Annotated in this window: 17 protein-coding genes; 4 read left to right on the top strand and 13 right to left on the bottom strand. The window is 39.6% G+C overall.

Annotated features, from left to right (window positions below; all coding sequences use genetic code 11):
* The first annotated feature begins 33 nt into the window (after nt 1–33).
* The 3 genes from EHS13_RS06060 to EHS13_RS06050 are packed head-to-tail and all read left to right on the top strand — an operon-like array spanning nt 34 to nt 1,903.
* Nucleotides 34–414 carry a GntR family transcriptional regulator gene (locus tag EHS13_RS06060; RefSeq protein WP_155699500.1) on the top strand — a complete coding sequence of 127 codons (381 nt, stop codon included), beginning with the start codon at nt 34–36 and terminating at the stop codon, nt 412–414.
* Nucleotides 414–1,265 carry an ABC transporter ATP-binding protein gene (locus tag EHS13_RS06055; RefSeq protein WP_155699499.1) on the top strand — a complete coding sequence of 284 codons (852 nt, stop codon included), beginning with the start codon at nt 414–416 and terminating at the stop codon, nt 1,263–1,265. The genes EHS13_RS06060 and EHS13_RS06055 overlap by 1 nt, the downstream gene beginning before the upstream one ends.
* 2 nt (nt 1,266–1,267) lie before the next feature.
* Complete coding sequence (locus tag EHS13_RS06050; protein ID WP_155699498.1) at nt 1,268–1,903, top strand: ABC-2 transporter permease; 636 nt, start codon at nt 1,268–1,270, stop codon at nt 1,901–1,903.
* Nucleotides 1,904–2,015: 112 nt separating this feature from the next.
* Here the strand turns inward: EHS13_RS06050 and EHS13_RS06045 are convergent, their stop codons facing one another.
* Nucleotides 2,016–2,393, bottom strand: coding sequence for an ATPase (locus EHS13_RS06045; protein ID WP_155699497.1), 378 nt, complete (start codon nt 2,391–2,393; stop codon nt 2,016–2,018).
* Nucleotides 2,394–2,552: 159 nt separating this feature from the next.
* Between EHS13_RS06045 and EHS13_RS06040 the strand changes: the two genes are divergently transcribed.
* Complete coding sequence (locus EHS13_RS06040; protein ID WP_155699496.1) at nt 2,553–2,855, top strand: YciI family protein; 303 nt, start codon at nt 2,553–2,555, stop codon at nt 2,853–2,855.
* Here EHS13_RS06040 and EHS13_RS06035 read toward each other — a convergent pair whose 3' ends face one another.
* From EHS13_RS06035 to EHS13_RS05985, 12 genes are all read right to left on the bottom strand, one after another.
* Nucleotides 2,856–4,058, bottom strand: coding sequence for a M24 family metallopeptidase (locus EHS13_RS06035; protein ID WP_155699495.1), 1,203 nt, complete (start codon nt 4,056–4,058; stop codon nt 2,856–2,858).
* Between the two features lie 33 nt (nt 4,059–4,091).
* Nucleotides 4,092–10,007 (bottom strand): hypothetical protein, encoded by a 5,916-nt coding sequence (locus EHS13_RS06030; protein WP_155699494.1) that lies wholly within the window; start codon nt 10,005–10,007, stop codon nt 4,092–4,094.
* A gap of 13 nt (nt 10,008–10,020) precedes the next feature.
* Complete coding sequence (locus EHS13_RS06025) at nt 10,021–11,226, bottom strand: S-layer homology domain-containing protein (RefSeq protein ID WP_162462979.1); 1,206 nt, start codon at nt 11,224–11,226, stop codon at nt 10,021–10,023.
* A gap of 162 nt (nt 11,227–11,388) precedes the next feature.
* Complete coding sequence (locus EHS13_RS06020) at nt 11,389–11,958, bottom strand: hypothetical protein (RefSeq protein WP_227013813.1); 570 nt, start codon at nt 11,956–11,958, stop codon at nt 11,389–11,391.
* Nucleotides 11,951–12,400: a hypothetical protein gene (locus tag EHS13_RS06015; RefSeq protein ID WP_155699491.1), complete on the bottom strand. Its 450-nt coding sequence runs from the start codon at nt 12,398–12,400 to the stop codon at nt 11,951–11,953. Before EHS13_RS06015 ends, EHS13_RS06020 begins: the two co-directional genes overlap by 8 nt.
* 52 nt (nt 12,401–12,452) lie before the next feature.
* Entirely contained in the window at nt 12,453–12,608 is a 156-nt protein-coding gene (locus EHS13_RS36355) for a hypothetical protein (RefSeq protein WP_193571477.1), read from the bottom strand.
* Nucleotides 12,609–12,626: 18 nt separating this feature from the next.
* Nucleotides 12,627–12,803, bottom strand: coding sequence for a hypothetical protein (locus EHS13_RS06010; protein ID WP_155699490.1), 177 nt, complete (start codon nt 12,801–12,803; stop codon nt 12,627–12,629).
* 36 nt (nt 12,804–12,839) lie between these two features.
* A complete protein-coding gene (locus EHS13_RS06005) occupies nt 12,840–12,980 on the bottom strand; it encodes a hypothetical protein (protein WP_155699489.1) in 141 nt (46 codons plus the stop codon).
* A gap of 3 nt (nt 12,981–12,983) precedes the next feature.
* Complete coding sequence (locus EHS13_RS06000; protein ID WP_155699488.1) at nt 12,984–13,883, bottom strand: hypothetical protein; 900 nt, start codon at nt 13,881–13,883, stop codon at nt 12,984–12,986.
* Nucleotides 13,884–13,889: 6 nt separating this feature from the next.
* Nucleotides 13,890–14,852, bottom strand: coding sequence for a type II secretion system F family protein (locus tag EHS13_RS05995; RefSeq protein ID WP_155699487.1), 963 nt, complete (start codon nt 14,850–14,852; stop codon nt 13,890–13,892).
* Nucleotides 14,845–16,266 (bottom strand): ATPase, T2SS/T4P/T4SS family, encoded by a 1,422-nt coding sequence (locus EHS13_RS05990; RefSeq protein WP_155699486.1) that lies wholly within the window; start codon nt 16,264–16,266, stop codon nt 14,845–14,847. The genes EHS13_RS05995 and EHS13_RS05990 overlap by 8 nt, the downstream gene beginning before the upstream one ends.
* A gap of 28 nt (nt 16,267–16,294) precedes the next feature.
* Complete coding sequence (locus EHS13_RS05985; RefSeq protein WP_155699485.1) at nt 16,295–17,539, bottom strand: CpaE/TadZ family protein; 1,245 nt, start codon at nt 17,537–17,539, stop codon at nt 16,295–16,297.
* Nucleotides 17,540–17,548 lie beyond the last annotated feature (9 nt).

Genomic DNA, 17,548 nt, shown 5'->3' with positions numbered 1-17,548 from the left:
ATACAGTATAAACGATTAGAGAAAGGAGATCGCATGAATCTTTCCGTTTCTTTCACAACTGGGGAGCCCATCTACCTGCAGCTTAGAGAGCAAATCAAGAATCAGATACTAAGCGGAGCTTTACCCGAAGGGGAATTGCTGCCATCGATCCGGAACCTAGCTTTAACTCTGAAGATAAGTGTAATCACAACTAAACGAGCCTACGATGAATTAGAGCAGGAAGGGCTAGTTGCTTCCGTTTCAGGCAAAGGAACCTATGTATCAGGAAGCAATAAAGAGTCTATTCGTGAAATCAAGTATCGTCAGTTGGAAGATCGTATTAAAGCCATAGTTGTTGAAAGTCGCAATATCGGCTTAAAACCTCAAGAGGTCGTTCAATTATTTAATTTATTTTATGGAGAGGAGAATGCGTAGTGTCTGCTATTGAATTTCGTCAATATTCTAAACGCAATGGAGATTTTAAAATCGATAATCTCAATTTCCAAATAGAAAAAGGCTTTATTACCGGATTGATTGGCCCCAATGGATCTGGCAAGACAACATTAATTCGTTCAGTCATGAATTTAATTCGACCTGATGAGGGTGAAGTGCTTGTTTTTAATCAGTCTTATCTAAATAAGGAACGTGAAATAAAGCAGAAGATTGGATTTGTGTATGACGAGGATTTCTTCTATGATCATCTGACTGTTAAGGAAATGAAAAACATAGTCGCTGCTTTTTATCCCAGCTGGAACGATTTACTTTTTCAACGCTATCAGCATGACTTTGCATTACCTGATAAGAGAAAAATGCGCGAGCTCTCTAAAGGAATGAAAACAAAGTTTGCTTTGGCAGTAGCCTTAGCACATGAACCCGAGCTGCTGATTATGGATGAACCAACAGCCGGGCTGGATTCAATCTTTCGCAGGGAAATATTATCTATTCTAAGTGGATATATCCAGGACGGAAACCGCACTGTACTATTCTCTACTCATATCAGCATGGAATTAGAGCGAATTGCCGATTATATTGTTTATATTCAAAATGGCAGCCTGCAATTCAGCGGCACAAAAGAGGATTTGCTGGATACTTATATGCTAGTGAAGGGCCCTAATGCTCAGCTCCAACAGCACCCGCTCCCATTAATAGGCTTACAGCAATCATCGTTGGGATTCGAGGCTTTAATTACGAAAGACAACTATACTTCGATTCCTTGGAATGAACGAATCGCTGCAGAGAAACCATCATTGGATGATATTTTGTTTTTCACACAAGGGAGGAATTGAATATGCTCCAATTGTTAATGAAGGACATCCAGATATCCAAACGTTATCTTATGCTGGGATTCGTAGGTATCGGTGTATTCTTATTTATCATAAATACGGCTCTTGAAGGATTGCCGTTAATCATGTCACCTCTTCTTTTAAGCTATTTTATCATTGTAGCTACAAACAAATCAGATGAGAAAAACAACAACGGGCGCATGCTTGCCTCCTTACCCGTTAGAAGACGCGACATTGTAAACGCCAAGTATTGGAGTGTCCTGATGTTTACAGCTTCAGCCTTTCTACTCACATTGATTTGGCGACTCATTATCTATTTTATATTTCCTCAATCTGACCTACCTTGGTTCAGCCTTCATTCTATATGTATTGCTTTAATTATCCAGTCCATTTATTTTGCAATCTATTATCCTATTTTCTTTGCATTCGGAGCACGAATTGTTCTCATTATAGAGTATATTTTAGCTTTTATTGCTGCATTAATCCCAATGATTTTCCTGAGCAATCTATCAGATCCTGAAACCTTTATAGAGAAATTTTCCTTCGAAAACTCCATTTTATGGCTAACTATTATTTGTCTGGTTATGTTGTTTATATCCTGGCTCATCTCTAACCTAGTATATGAACGCAGAAATATATAGGTTTTCCTCCTCAGAGTGCAACAAAAAACCAGCTGAGAAAACTCGGCTGGTTTTTGCGTTTAAGAGAGTAGAAAGGATCACTTTCAACTCTAGCTAATTTGCCTACTATTGTTTAAATCCAGGCTTTTAAATTGACTTGTCTCACAAAATCGTCTTGCGGTACAGTATCATTATTCATCTCGGCCGCAGGCTCAATTTCTTCGCCATTCATTACGCGGTGAAACAATTCTGCATTATTCGTAGCCAAGGCATAATCAATCAATGCTTCTCTCTCAATTCGGCTTGCTTCTAGACTAATTAAAACTTCCTCTAGCTCTATATCAGCGGAGGGAAGAAAAATGTGCTTATTCATTTTTGGTATGCGAACAACGTAGTCGAATGCATTATCCACGTTGCGGTCGTATGCGATGATGTAACCATGATCACCAATTGTTAGATTTTGCTCAAAGCTGTCTGCCACAATGATCACTTTTTGTCCCAAAGGTAACATACGTATTCCCCCTCTTATGCTTATCACTATCCTACTAAAAAAAACAACAAGTGTCCAATTTTTAAGAGTAGTTGGAAAAATATAATTTAAAATGCTATTGTTTATACATATTGTGAGGTTAGTAAATCTATTCCCATTTAAAAAAAGGAGAGTCTCAGCATGGACCAACAGCTTGAATTCTTATATGTCTTTACACCTAAACGTGAAAATTTCATCTCAACAATGACTTTGGAAGAGCAAATCGCTTTTATGCAGCATCTCTCTTATACAGCAGCACTATCAGCAGAGGGCAAACTCATATTTTCAGGTGCTTGTACAGATGGCTCTTATGGCACGATCGTTTTCAATGCTCCATCCTTAGAAGCTGCTGAAGAAATATTCAATAATGATCCCGCTGTTAAAGCTCAAATCGTCAACGCGACGCTTCACCCTTTTAGAGTTGGCTCCATTCGCAGTAAATAATTAAGGATGTATCGAAATAATACCTTCCCGTGAACAAGTTAGCTTTGTATAGCCTTGTTCGGTAATGAGATAGCTATTCTCAAGCCCAACAACGCCTCGACCCGGGAAGGTAAACTTCGGTTCAATCGCAATCACCATCCCCGCCTCCAACGGAAGCTTGAACCCCTTAGCCAATATGGGCAGTTCATCAATTTCCAATCCAATACCGTGTCCCAGAAATTTAACTTGATCTGCGCCAAACCCCATAAAAAATTCGCTCAAACCCGCTTCCGCCGCTTGCCCTAATGCCAAGGTATAAAGCTCATCACACATTGTTCCCGGTCGGAGGTAAGTTTCAGTCGAACGTAGAATGCTCTCAGCTATGCGATAGGCAAATGTAAGCTGATCATCCAAACCACCAATAACGATTGTTCTCGTCTGATCAATGACATAACCATCTATACAGCAGCCGATATCAACGAGAATCGGTTCATTCAGCTCGATCCGTTTATTGCTGGAGCTTTGTGGACTTGCTGGACTCAAGCCCCGCCCACCTGCCGGACCGTCAAAATAAGTAGGCTCAGCAGCTGCCGCACCAGAACCAACCATACCTGTAATAATCTCTTGGTTGTAGCCACGCATTCGCATTAACCCTAGATGTCCATTTTGGCGAAGTGTGGTTTCAATTAAACTCATTAGTGCGACTTCTGTCATACCTTCACGAACATGTGCGATCGCATGCTCAAGCGCAATATCGATAACACGCGCTGCTTCTTGAATACGGCCTATTTCGTAGGCATCTTTAATCATTCGAGCTTCCCGGACAAGCATGGAACCATCCACCCACTCCACATCAGGCAAAGCCGATTCCAAGCGCCGAAAATGTTGTACAGGCAGCACATCAAACTCGGTGGCGATTGTAAGCTTTCTTGCTGCTTGTTTAGCCTCAGAGAATGTAACGGGAAAACGTTCTTGTAATATTGCTTCAAATTCTCGTAATGAATTTAATGCTTCTACGGCTACAGCCGACTCTTGCTCGGCTCGAACCACGCTCCGTCGTACAAAGAAGATTGCTTCGCCTTTAGCAGGAATCACTAGATTTCCCGTCTGCATCGAACCCGTGAAATAATATAGATCGACATTCTGAGTAATGATGATAGCATCTATTTGCTTTTGTTGCATTTTCAGTTGGAGATTAGCTTTTCGAGATATATAGTCGATCATGGTATACCAGCTCCCTTGTCGCATGGATTTTATTCAGTTACGCAGCTGAACCACAATTACATCAAGAATATTACCTCTGATATAGAATGGCACATCTGTTTTCTGTATCATACCATTGGACCACTGAATCTGAAACTGCATTGTATATAATCCATCTTCGAGCGAATGAATAAAATCTGTATTCACCATCTCACCTACATAATGAATTTGATCTGAACTGGTCAGGCTGACGGAATCCCCTGTCTGAACTAATTTAGCAGATACATTTAAGGGTTTGGTTAAGCTTGTTCCTGTATCCGTAGCTGTTGCAAATAATTCCAATGCTTCCCCTGCCCAAAATACATCTGTTGCGCGGATCTTCGCTGGGAATTTAACATTCCATTGTAATCTATTACTTTCCCAAATCGCAGTATGCTTTATGGCTCCGCTTAAGAAGAGTGGTAAAGCTGTAAATGTATAGGTTTGAGTGTATATCCCGCCTCCTCCATCATCTAGAGTTAGTCTAAGAGAATAAACGCCTTGAGCTAGTGGCCCCAGAGTAAAAGATTTTGAAGTGCCTGATGCTACTGATGTCCACTGTTTAACATTCGAATATCCGCCCCCGTTAAAGCTGCTGTCTACTTTTATGGTTAAGGCATCCCCATCCGGATCTGATTGAGTAATTGAAAATTGTGGTGTGTCATTTTGATAGATAGGTATCGTAAAGCTTATATTTCCAATTGGCGGTCGATTAATTTTAAAATATTTCTTAGCTGATAACCCACTGTATACTTTTCCATCATGAACCTGCACCTGAACGGAATATACAACATTAGCTGATAAGTCTGTAGGTTGTTGCCAAGAGAATGCTGATGATAACACCTCTCCCGAGGTATAAACTATTGCGTTACTACTATTATAAACATTCAAAGTGAAGCGCTGTTGGGAATCGCCATCTGCATCCGTATAAGTCCACTTGTAGATTGGTCTAAGTAAACTATAAACGGTTGGATTACTGGAATCAGTTGATGCTGGATCATATATAACAGCTGTTGGCGGTGTATTGATGACGATTTTAAAAAATTTCTTTGCTGATAATAAGCTGTAATCTGTTCCATCATGAGCTTGTACTTGAACGGAATACACGACATTCTCCGCTAAATTCACGGGTTGTTGCCATTGTAAAGCAGACGATAATACTTCGCTTGAAGTATACACGATATTATTAGCACTTTCGTAAACGTTGAAAATATACCTTTGTTGTGGATCTCCATCTGCATCTGAGTACGTCCATTTGTAAAGCGGTTTGAGTGTAGCATAAATGGTCGGACTACTAGAACTGCTCGATGACGGATCTATTATATTTGCTACTGGTAAATTATTCGGTACAGGGTTTGCAATAAAAATCGTTCTTTCGGTCCAATCACTCCATGCATTGTATTCATCTTTAACTGCCATACCGACAGTATATATGCCATATTCGGCAGGTTTTGTTAATTTCACGTTCGTAGTTACTCCACTTGGCGAAATATAATAATATTGTCGATCTAAGACACCACGAGTCGCTTGATAATTGATTCCAGTAGCTTCTGTTGAATAACTATTATTGGAAGGGTTAAATCGATCCGGATCATAGCTTGTATCTATCCAATTTATCGTGCTATTTGCGTTAAAACTAACTGAAAAATCTGATATTGGCTTGCGATGTGCTCGTATTTTCCCCGTGAGTGTATTCGACCAATGGCGATAGGGATCAAAAATCATTGATGGGTATTTGTACGCACTGTTCGGATCATCTCTTGATTTAAATACAAACGTGTACTCTCCAGGTAAAGGGAATGAAGTAACTGCGGTTGAAAAGCTGCTGCCCGAGCTTCCCCATGTACCCAATGGATTTAAAAAGATGTTTGGATTATGGGTATAGGTCCAGCTTTCACTTTGTGTCAATCTAGGGTCATTTTCAGGATCAGTAAAAGTAACGGTATTGGTTATCGGGCTATTAATAAGTGCAACTCCACCAAAGCTTCCCGAAGCTCCTAATCCTGTTTCATAACTCATACCGTTAAAGCCAATTCCTTGATATCCCCGATTAATAATCGCCATCTTGCCTGTACTCCAAGATGTATCAGATACGGTCATTACAGGAATATCGTTGACATAGAGATCAAAGCTGCTTCCATTAGGTACTACTTTTATTCTGTAGTTATTTCCTAGCGAGAGTAGATAACTAACTTCGTTTAGTACTGTAGACGTACCGTTAACAGTCTTTTTAAATCTGAACAATCCATTCTCAAACTCTGCACTTAGGTAGTTTTGGGAGTCTTGAACTCTAAAAGCTAAGCCCACACCCTCTATTGATGATTTACTCGCATTTATGTTTAACTTCATAATTTGATTGGATAGGTACGTCGGTCCTGTCCAGATGTTGCTAAAAGGCTCCCCTAAATTTAATGAATTTGGGTACAGGAGCGCGGAACTGGAGCTGTCATAGAGTGAATAACTAGTAGCGCCTGTAACCACTAATAATTTCTGATCGGCAAAAGGTAAAACGAATGGATCACCTCCAGCATAAAATTTGTAATAATTAGAACCCGAAGGATCAAAAGCATAGAAATAAGTATAATCAGCACCAGATATTTGTGATTGCTTATGGTTAATTCGTACAATGTAGGTGCCATCTGACCCAAAGAAAGCATCAGAGTATACATATGTGCCACTCATGTCAAGAACAGTATTCGAAATTAAAGATCCAGAGGAATCGTAAGCGTAAATAGTTGGACCTGTTCCAACAACACTAAAAAGGTATGTTATCCCTTTTTTACTTGTCATTATATATGCGTATGTTGACAATGATGCATATGGGTAAAATATGGGAGTAGTCAGACCACCTTGAAGGGCTATGAGGCTATTAGAGATTAGCACACCCGTCTGTGAAAATTCAGCAATGTTGTACTTAGTGGGTCTACTAGCTACATCCGGTTGACTCCCATACGTCACTACATAATTTCCAGTGGTCTCATTTCTAGTCACATCTCCAGAGGTTGATGGAATATCTAAGGGAGTTCTCCACACAACTGTTTGGTCTGCAACACGTACTTTAGTTACATAACCACTATAGTAAGAGACACTAGTTCCCTCTAGCTCATTTTCCCCCTCATGTACAGCAGTTGATCCTGAACGAGTAACTGCTGCAGGGTATACTCCAATATAGTTTAGGTTTATATCGTAAACATACACATTTGAGTAAGCAGTCACAATAACTTTATTATCAAAGATCTTCAAGGATGTACCATTACTGATAGTTGCTGAGTTTAATAGGGTCCCTGTGTCTCTGTCATAAATACTAATAAAATTACTATTACTGAAATATAATTTACCTTTATATGTTGTTAAATCACCTGTATAGGGAGCAGTTATTGTCCATACTAAATTTAGATTTTTGTCATAAGCCCGGATTTGCCCTCCTGTGTACTTAAATGCATAGACATATTTTTCATCGGCAATAGCTCCATCAAAATTAGAACCCGTAGTCGTTGAAGTAGGGGTGACTAGTTTTTGTGGTAACGCAAATGGGTAATAGCTGCTACGAGACCACATGCCATCATCGGGCTTTCTAATAGCATAGAGGGTATCGTATATCTTAGTAGTTAAACTTCCACTGTTCATATACCAATTAGCCTTATTTCCTGCTGTTCCGCCAATTGTATTGGTTACGGGCCAACTATTAAAAACAGTACTCATGGAAATTGGTGTAACTGTGCTTGGAGGGCCAGTTTGTCCAGACGTTTGTACATTCACGGTAGGCGCTAAATTTAGCGTATCTAGAATTTTCGTCGTAGATCCTTTTTGACCAAAATTTTCGGTAACTGTTAATCTAAAATTGTATTTCCCTATCTTTATTGGAGCAAAATTTACATTTTTATTTACTCCTGAGTAGAGCAGCTGCCAAGAATCGTTAGCATAACCATCATTAGCTGCATCATATTGATATTCAAAGTAATATTGTGTAATCGTATCTCCATCAGGGCTACTAGATAAACTTCCATCTATGGATATAGTTGAACCTCTTGTTGTTTGAGCGGGAAAATTAAGAACTGCAATAGGTGGTTGATCTGGGATGACATTGATATTTTTAGTTACTTCACCTGACCAACGACCGGCACTATCTTGAACTTTTAACTTAACAACTTCGGTTCCTGCTGTATTGTATTGTGTTAATTTATTTGTCCACGTTTCTGTTGTTATAGCCGCATTAACTGGACTGTAAGAACATGAGGTAATCGCATAGGGTATTGGCCTCCCTGCTTTCACGTTCAAAGGGGCATCAATACAGGCAATAGGTTTGGGATCGATGACATGTAAATTTGCCGATGCCGTATATGTGGCCCCTTTGGGATCATGAACGGTCAGAAAAACAGTATGATCTCCCGGTATATTTGCTACCATATCCATAAATTGAATTGTACTTATTCCTGTATTTAAGTTGTAGGTGCCTGGGAGTGAATTAACCCAAACGGTACTGCTGTTAAAATCCCAAGCAGATATAATAACAGGATCACCGTCTGGATCACTAGGAGAAGCAGGAATTGAGATTGAATCGCCAACAACCCTTAAATCAACGTTTGTATTTAAGTTAACAGTAGAAGATTCTGTTGCCTCCCCATGTTTATACCAGGCTATTCTTATATAGGGTGGTCTGTTAAGTTCGGGAATTGGCGTTGGAGTTGGAGTGGGGGTTGGCGTTGCACCAGATGTAACAATTAGTTCTGCTGTTGCAGTTAAACCGTTATAGTCAGCCATTATAGTAACTGTACCATCTACCTTACCGGTTGCAAGTCCTGTACTGTTAATCGTTGCTATTGTATTGTTGTTATTAGACCAAGTAGAACTATTAGTAACCGTGCTAGAAATACCCCCGGTATCGGTGTAAGTAGCTATATAATTGTTTGTACTGCCTACTAAAACTGTAGCTGTATCAGGTGTTACAACTAGCGTAGCTACACCGACTTGTGCATAGGTAACACGTATCTGATCAGGATAAACAAATGTTTTTGATTTTAAGGTGGTTTTAAAAGCAAAGAACCAGTCCATCCATGCGGCTCCCGGTGCTGTGAAGGTATCTTTATAAAATGCAGCCTCAGTAAAGCTTTTACTGAATTTAACTGTGTAATGATTATTGTTTGTCATTGTAGTGATAGGCGTTCCTGAAACCGATCCTGCATTTCCAAACTCACCGAAACCACCTAAGATATTAGTAACTGTAGTGTCAGCAACTGAGTTCCCTGAAAAATAAGCTGGGCTATTCGAAACAAAGTCAATTGGAATATCTGTAGGATTGGATGAAGAAATGGAATCTTCTAAAACATAGTCTAATGATCTCGTTCCAGACATAGTTAACAGATTCGATGAGACATTTGGAAATTTCCAAAAATATGTACCGTTAAACTCATCATATTCCCCAGGATCTCCAAAACAAGTTACAGAAGGCCCACAATTAGAAGGATTAGAGCTATTTTGTCCTGTTGGAGGGATGTCTGCAAACCAAAAAGGACCACTAGAATATCGATACCAAGAATAATAACCTTTTGCTGTTGTATTTAGATTCGTACCAAATCCTGAAACAACATTTTTAGCTTCTCCAGAAACTACCTTTGAAATAGTTTGCGTTTGAGTATTATTTGCGACAACGCCTATATTGATAGGAACACCATATTTTAAAAATTCAATTTTAGATATTTTATTGCCAGTACCAGCATTCAAGTTAATATTTAATGCTAATTGAGGATAATTACTTAAAACTCTTTGATAACCTTGTCCTATATTCACATCGGAAGCTCCACTTGAATAATTGTTTAATAATGCAATGCTTTCTGGATTAGGACTCGATAAAGCAGCTTCTAGAGTAATTAAAGGAAACAATATCGACAATAAAAGCATACAAGTAATTAAACGTGATAATTTTTTCTTCATAAGTTCCTCACTATCAATTATTCCATAATGCTAGTTCAAAAATACCTTTTTGAAAGTCTTTTGTTGGTGGTTTCACAATAATCCTAGATTTTATGGTTGGGAAATATTTAAAATCTTTCGATATTACCATTGAATCATTGGCTTCTCCAATATGATCATAGTAGAGCGAGAGCGTACCTTGTCCTTTAATATCCCCTTTTGCCATACGAGAGAAATCAATTTCAACACCGGAGTTAATATAAATGAAAACTTTATCGTTTGCTGGGTAATTTTTTTTATCCTCATTCACAAGTTCACGCCCTTGTGAAACTATAGCAAATACATTTTTATAGTCATGCAAGTAAAAGAGCTTCTTAACACCTTCTGCATATGGGAATATTTTTGCATCTTCCGGAATTAAATGCCGATTAGGATCTTGTGGATCATCCAAGTCAATCCACAATATAGCATCAATCACCTTTTTAACTTTAGGAAAACCAGCTGGTGTTTCAATGATCATATTGGCCGGATTGAAGGTCTTAAGAGTTGCTTCTATTTGTTCCCATCGCGGATCATCTTTTCCAATGGAATATTCCATCATGCTAAAAGCATTTGTGCCATGCCAAAGGACTTCTGCTCGATTCACGGCATGTTTGTCCACAGCCAATATTTTACCGGCTTTTAGATTTAAAATTCTTTCGATAATAGTTATGGATTGAGCTCTTGTTGTATTTTGATCTACACCTAATGTTCCCGTATTATCCAGCCCTTTAATTAAACCCAATCTTGTAGATTCATACATGATCTTGTTTGCTTTAAAATCATTGTCATTTCGAATTTCCTCAGAAATTACCCGTAAGGCTATTAAAGACATTTCTTGCCGCGTTATAGCAGTATTAAAGCTATTTGCAAATTCATTTTTATAGAAAAAGTTATCTGCAGCTGCATTAACATAATTATCATACCAATGTCTTCCTGGATTAGTAGGGCCTTGGACAATACCTAAGGCAGTAATGACCATTTTAATAAATTCCGCTCTTGTTACATTTGCATCAGGCTTAAAAGTTCCATCTGGATATCCTTCAACTAAGTTTCTTTGCACAGCTTGGTTAATAGATGCTTCTGCCCAATGCTTGGAAATATCTTTAAAAACAGTGAGTGATTCTGCTCTCGCTCTACCAAAGTTCATTGTCGAAACTAGCAAGGTACCTATTGTTAAAATTATTAAAATTCGCTTCATTATTGGTTTCCCCATTCTATGATGGCGCTTAGCCATAGTGATATGTATCTCTATTAATATAGGATTGCAATTTACCATCTAAAGTTATACTATGCTGTCGATTATTGTAAATATTTCAAACATATTATACATTTATTCCTATTTTTAAGCTTCTGTTTCTTTCTAAAATCGATTGCGAATGCTTGAAATACTTGAAATGACAATAGGCTCACCTGTGGCTTGCCCATTCATTTTCTGCTGTACTTCTACAATAGCAACTACAGAAGGTCCATAAAGTGTAGCTTGAATTTTCCTAACAACTTGCTGAGTTGAGCTAGGGTGAAGAGTTACGTTCTTACTATAGATGAAGGGATAGCTGCTATTGGATACCAATCCAAGGTAATGGACGATTGGTGCAGCCGTTAAATAGCTTCCAGGCAGCGGATAATTATTACTATCCAAGCTCAGATTTTTACGTAGATAGCTATAAAAGGAGGCTGTTCCTTTTACCGGGTCCCATGTAATACGTCCCTGTGCAGCCTCATTCAGGTCAAAATCCAACGCAGCAGCATGTGTAGCGATGTCTACTAACGGTTTAGAGTGATTCTTGTTGGTATACTCAAGGGCAATATTTAATGAGATGATGAAAATAATCAGTATGCCACCAATGGCCAAGAGCCCAAAAATATAAACATGCGCTCCACCATGCGAATCTTCCAAACCGCTAGCAATAACTTTCCTGAGCTTACTCATAAGCTTCACTACGACCCGAAAGCTGGATGTAATAAAAGCCATTAGAAGACTCCGCTTGCCCACCGATACTCGTAAATAACTTACTCAAATTAGCCGCTGGATATTTAATAATGATATGTATAGTCGGATCTGTTGCATCACGCAAAACCTTGGTCAGTGTGCTTCCGCCGAAATTAGGGTATGAATTACCACCAACGGATATAGCCGCTAATCCTACGGAGGATAGCTTTGCTGATGTACTGGTCATAATTGCATTCGATACGTAACCCGCGACTTCGGCTTCTTTTAGGGCATGGTTAGCGATCGACTGCAGATGGTCTCGTTGCATGATAAATACGAAATAAGGAATCAGCATAAAAGCAAAAACAACTAAAACTATAGACACGATTAAAGTAGCAATTAAGGTAGCCTCTCCCTTTTCGTCGGAAATTTTCTGCATCATAGTTACGTACCTCCCACATAATAATTGAAAGGGGCAGATCGCCCCTCCTCACTCAATTCGAAACATAATCCCAGGATCGGACTTTACCCTTCATCGTGGTATGACCATCTACTACTTTTTGTTTAACTGAATTATTTCCGACAAAAATATAACTGCCAATACCCACAATCAACACACATAATAAAATAGAAACCGCTAGTTTAGACATCCTTTCACCCCTCAGTTTTTATGGTGCCGTAGCGGTCACAGCTCCAGTTGTTTTATCCACGGTTGTTCCACTAAGACTTGTTGAAATCGAGTTGCTTTTTGCAACGACCTGCGGATTTACCTTCGTTCCGAGAAAGTAAATTGCACAGCCAATTAATAGAACAGATAAGACGATCATCACACCAATTTTTGTCATCTATAGCCACCTCCTTTCAGTTCTTAATCTTGCGAATCATTGAAAAGCCTGCGTAATCGAAGTCTTAACCGAGTTACCTGCATTGCCTATCTCAGGAATCACCTTAGTCCCCATCGCATAAATGCAACCTCCAAGCACTAACACAGTAAGGACAATACCAACCAAAAGCTTGCTCATCGCTCATTCACCTCCAAAGGATGTGGAAAGCTGATCTGATAAATAGGCAATCCACGGGTAAATCATCAAGACGAACACCACCATAAATGGAATCATAATTAAAAAAATTATTAGTAGGGGTGCATTTTCAATTTTCTTTTGAATCTCATGTTCTAGTGTTTTATCAATATTGCTAACCTGCTGTTCTAGCATTCGAGCAACCTCTCCACGTTCTACATGGCTAACGGCAACCAATGTATTCACCAATGGATACATTTCAGTTAGACCCACTCTACTGCCAAGCTGAAGAATAGCTTCGTATTGATTTTTATTCCACTGCACGCTCAATTCATGAAGATAGGGCTTCAATACTTTAAGCGTCCTGCCAGCTCGTAAAATCACTTCCCGCAATTCTGATTTTTCTGTAATGCATAAGGTTAGTCGATGGGATAAGCGCGATATTTCAAATAATAGAATGGTTTTTCGGCGTTTAGCTAGCAAGGATAGAGCTATATCAGGAACAAGCCATATCACGATAATCCCCAACGTTAGCGGAATTATCGGAGCACCTTCAAGACTACCACTTAAACTCATTCTCAAGAACCCGATAAAACCCCAATATAGGATCCAGATTAAGAGTAAAATGAGCTTTATTGCTTGATAGTGAAAGACAGTTAATCCCCATGGGTCACCAGCTAGCTTGAGCTTTTCTTTGAGCTTACGCCCCGCTTTTGTTGCTTCCTCCGATTTACGCCAGCGCTCTAGCCAAAGCTGCCATTTCGCTTTCACTCTATAACGTTGAAAATTAGCTAATCGCCCCATCCTGCCCAATTTCAAACCAGCCGTAAATGTAAAAATAATAAGTCCCAAACCAACCGTCAATACAGCTGGAATGATTACACTAAGCATCCAATAGGCACTCAAGCTGCATCAAATCCTTTTCCGTCCAGATAGGACTACTGCAATTAAGGAAGCAAATAAGATTAAAAGCGATGTGGTCATGATGGCTTTACCCTTAGCCTCCAGAAAATAATATTTGTAGTTGTTGCCATCGGCATAGATATTGAAAGCAATAATAAAAAACGCTGCAAAGACCATTAAGGTTGTACCAATTCGATAAATGGAGATCACGGCTTGCCGCTTCTCTTCATTGCTTTTTGCCGTTTGCATTTCACGTACTAGCTTGTGTAAAGATTGGATAATCTCGTTGCCGAACTCTCCTTTTACTAGCATGATATCAGCCCAATCCTCCGCCCAAGCATTATCAATCCTGCGCGCAAAAGTGTATAATGCCTCTTTCATACTCCTTGAACGAATCGCCAGCTCGAGTAGATTCCACTCCGCCTTTATCTCCTGCGGCATTGTTCGACTGGCTTTGGTAATTAACTCAGCAAGGGTATGTTTATCATTGTAAATCCCAATAAAATTCTGTACCGCAGAGATTAAACAAAGCGCTAGCTGCTGTCTTTTACGCTGAAGCTTGAAAAATACATAGAAAAAGGGCAACGAACCTATTACTAAAGCAAAAACACTATTGAAAACCAATAAATTGGGGCGAATACTCGAATCAATCCCCACGGCGAAATGCATCTGCAGCCAATTAACAACTCCCTCAGCACTGAAGAAAGCCGTACAAAATCCGATAAACGCAAGGCTAAATATAAAATTAGGAGTAAATGGTATACCCGCGATCGCAACAGTTTCTTTGAATTTATGCAACCAAGCCAGCTGATAAAGTGAGAATGAATGGATAATGCCATGATTCCGATTTAATATACGCATGCGCTGCATGGTGATAAACTTTCGTGCAATTGCTTTTACCAAGCTCACTGTAATAACCACTGATCCTAATATCCATAACGCTAAGGATAATCCTCTATAAAACTCACTCACTATACACCCCTAACCTGCGGAATGTCTCGACTTCTGCATTGTAGGTTATCATGTGCTCCATAATATATTTGCTGAGCTTATTGCCGGTAGCCTCCCATTTCTTAGTTTCATAATCCCAAACAATCAACGGATTCACATAAACATGATCATCAGAATCTGCATAAAGCTCAGTAATTTCAGTAACTACTCGCCGATTTACTCCATTAATATTAATTAATCGTAGGAATATAATGATATTAAACGCTCGAGCAATCCTCCCTTTTAAGTTATGATCCTCATGATTCCTCCCATCCTGCTTGACCATATCTACCACATCCGACATAAAAGATTCGCGATATTTGGTATGAATCGTTCCCATAATGTCATGTCCTCTTAAGCTGCCTTGGATCATCTGGGAAACCTCTGCGCCTTTGGCTTCTCCAATAACAACCCACTTGGGAGACATCACCAAAATCGGCTTAAATGCCTCTTCCATAGGTAACTCCGTTTCTGTAACCTCTCGTAATGAGACAATATTACGTTTACCATTCAGCCTCTCTCTTAGTGAAATCTCGAATTCTTTTTCCAAGGTGATTATCCGTTCTTGCACAGGGATTTGCTGAGCTAAAGCGAATAAAAATGTCGTTTTCCCTGTATTTGTACTGCCACCTACAATAATTGATGCATGATACTTAACGAAGCTTTGGAGCAGCTCTGCCATGCGTTCATCAATCGTTCCTAGCTGAATTAATGTATCCAGAGTAACGTCGCGAACAATAAAATTACGAATACAGATGATTGGAACATCCGAGTAGTTTTCACGGGCCATGACCAGTCGGGAACGGTTATACATGTAGGATTGCAAAACCGGATTTTTCTCATTAATCGGTTTTTTGCCGCATAAAGCCAAGCGATCTTGTAATAGATGCACGTCTTGAACAGAAGCGAATTTCCGTGGATGAGTGATGGATTCACCGTTGCGAATGATGAAAATATCGACACCTACGACCTGCACCTCCTCTACATCCTTCATTCTATATAGATCCTCCAGCAATCCAGCCCCACAAGTGAGAGCAAAAATACTCTCCGTAGCATTCATTGGCACAATTAATGTAGAATCATCAACTTCAATCCGATGCTCTGCCAGCAAATTTTCGACCATTGCTTTCAGCTTTTCTTGGGCTTTGGGGTTGCCTAAGCCTGCATCGAGCACATACTGCCGCAGCTCTTGATTGCTTTTTGATAACTCCGTAATATGCTCATAGATTAAATCAACTGCCTGTGCAAGCGGGATGACTTGATAGGATTGCTTTCCTTTGCGATTCCATTTATGCTCAGGCTTCAGATCTGTAGTCTCGTATTGAATCATTTCCTCCTTTACATTAATTAGAATGCGCGGCTTCATCGCCACTTTCCTATGAGTTAATAGCGACATTGCGACCTCCTTTTTTGATATACTGAGCTCACTCAAATTTGGCCAGCATCATTGCGATCATTTTGCTTAGTCGGCTGGTTTGCAGTTTGTCTGCTGGTTTAGCATTTGTAAGCTTAGTGCCCATTCTCCCAAGCAACTGAGCGGCTATTAAATTAATTTCTTTAGTGAACAAGCCATTATGCTCCGCCAACAGTAACGGAATCCCCTCGTTTACAGCTTTAATCCCCACCCCACCAGCTACATTGGTAATCACTCCTTCAATCTTCATGCCTAATTCGCTGCCTATCCCATTCACTTTAATGGCATGGTTGGTATTAGAACGATTAACGATAAGCGAGAAATCTGTCTTATCCAAGCCACAGTGACGCCAAAAGCATTCATACCAATCTGCCCAGCTGATCTTAAAGCTTGTATAACTAGGCTGTGTAACAAGCCAACGCTCATCCGCATGCTTGATCGCACAAACGGTTGCCGCATTATCTGGAAATGTGTGTACATCTGCAATTACGATATCGAAGGTACGTTTCGCAGCATCCAGTAAATTCTTGGTTTGATCCATAGTTAGATCTCCAGCCGTATCTCGACGATGGCTTCCCAGCAGCAAATGTAAATTTTTATAGCCTTTGTATGTATAACAATGCTCCATAATATCTGCCGATTGAATAGAATTTGTACTGATCTTCGGTCTTAAGGAGAATAAGCTTTTGCCCAATTGTGCGATGTTGAAATTGTCTTTAATATCCGGTGATTTTAGATTCAAATCCAATAAGCCGATGCTTAAATTAGTTGTCTTAGCTAGGCTCAATGCTGTGCTCACAGCCACGGTCGTCGCGCCATCCTTAGGTGAAGCTGATTTCACTGCAATTAAGGATCCGTTTCTAGCTATGGGTATAGTCGAATTGGCCAATAAGCCGTCCGTAAATCGCTCCATAATCTCTTTTTCCGTTAAACCAAGCGGGATAATCGTAAATTCATAGTCGGCCGCCAAGCGCATAATGACATCATTGTAAATGGAATCGTAGGTTTTGAGTGATAAGGCAATGGTTACTTTCGAATGGGGCTGCCGCAGCTTAATCTCCGTCATCCAATCCCAAGGGTAAGCCTCAGTAAAAAGCTCACAGTGAATAATTATTCTTTCGTAGATACCTCCTAGCTTTAGGATCATCTGCTCGTAGCTGTGCACAATGACTAGTTGAACATCTATAGCCTCTTTAGCTAAATCCAGCAGATAATCATTCTGCTCTGAATTGCAAACTGCTGCTAAAATCTTCATTTAATCTCC

This window comes from Paenibacillus psychroresistens (genome assembly GCF_009728935.1).
Lineage (GTDB): Bacteria > Bacillota > Bacilli > Paenibacillales > NBRC-103111 > Paenibacillus_AC > Paenibacillus_AC psychroresistens.
The sequence above is the reverse complement of the archived record's forward strand: the minus strand, read 5'-3'. Positions and strand labels throughout refer to the sequence as shown.

Bases quoted from the DNA above. Each gene is read 5' to 3' on its own strand.
- EHS13_RS06060 (WP_155699500.1), top strand. From the start codon at position 34: ATGAATCTTTCCGTTTCTTTCACAACTGGGGAGCCCATCTACCTGCAG.
- EHS13_RS06050 (WP_155699498.1), top strand. From the start codon at position 1,268: ATGCTCCAATTGTTAATGAAGGACATCCAGATATCCAAACGTTATCTT.
- EHS13_RS06045 (WP_155699497.1), bottom strand. From the start codon at position 2,393: ATGTTACCTTTGGGACAAAAAGTGATCATTGTGGCAGACAGCTTTGAG.
- EHS13_RS06040 (WP_155699496.1), top strand. From the start codon at position 2,553: ATGGACCAACAGCTTGAATTCTTATATGTCTTTACACCTAAACGTGAA.
- EHS13_RS06035 (WP_155699495.1), bottom strand. From the start codon at position 4,058: ATGATCGACTATATATCTCGAAAAGCTAATCTCCAACTGAAAATGCAA.
- EHS13_RS06030 (WP_155699494.1), bottom strand. From the start codon at position 10,007: ATGAAGAAAAAATTATCACGTTTAATTACTTGTATGCTTTTATTGTCG.
- EHS13_RS06025 (WP_162462979.1), bottom strand. From the start codon at position 11,226: ATGAAGCGAATTTTAATAATTTTAACAATAGGTACCTTGCTAGTTTCG.
- EHS13_RS06020 (WP_227013813.1), bottom strand. From the start codon at position 11,958: ATGAGTAAGCTCAGGAAAGTTATTGCTAGCGGTTTGGAAGATTCGCAT.
- EHS13_RS06015 (WP_155699491.1), bottom strand. From the start codon at position 12,400: ATGATGCAGAAAATTTCCGACGAAAAGGGAGAGGCTACCTTAATTGCT.
- EHS13_RS36355 (WP_193571477.1), bottom strand. From the start codon at position 12,608: ATGTCTAAACTAGCGGTTTCTATTTTATTATGTGTGTTGATTGTGGGT.
- EHS13_RS06010 (WP_155699490.1), bottom strand. From the start codon at position 12,803: ATGACAAAAATTGGTGTGATGATCGTCTTATCTGTTCTATTAATTGGC.
- EHS13_RS06005 (WP_155699489.1), bottom strand. From the start codon at position 12,980: ATGAGCAAGCTTTTGGTTGGTATTGTCCTTACTGTGTTAGTGCTTGGA.
- EHS13_RS05990 (WP_155699486.1), bottom strand. From the start codon at position 16,266: ATGTCGCTATTAACTCATAGGAAAGTGGCGATGAAGCCGCGCATTCTA.
- EHS13_RS05985 (WP_155699485.1), bottom strand. From the start codon at position 17,539: ATGAAGATTTTAGCAGCAGTTTGCAATTCAGAGCAGAATGATTATCTG.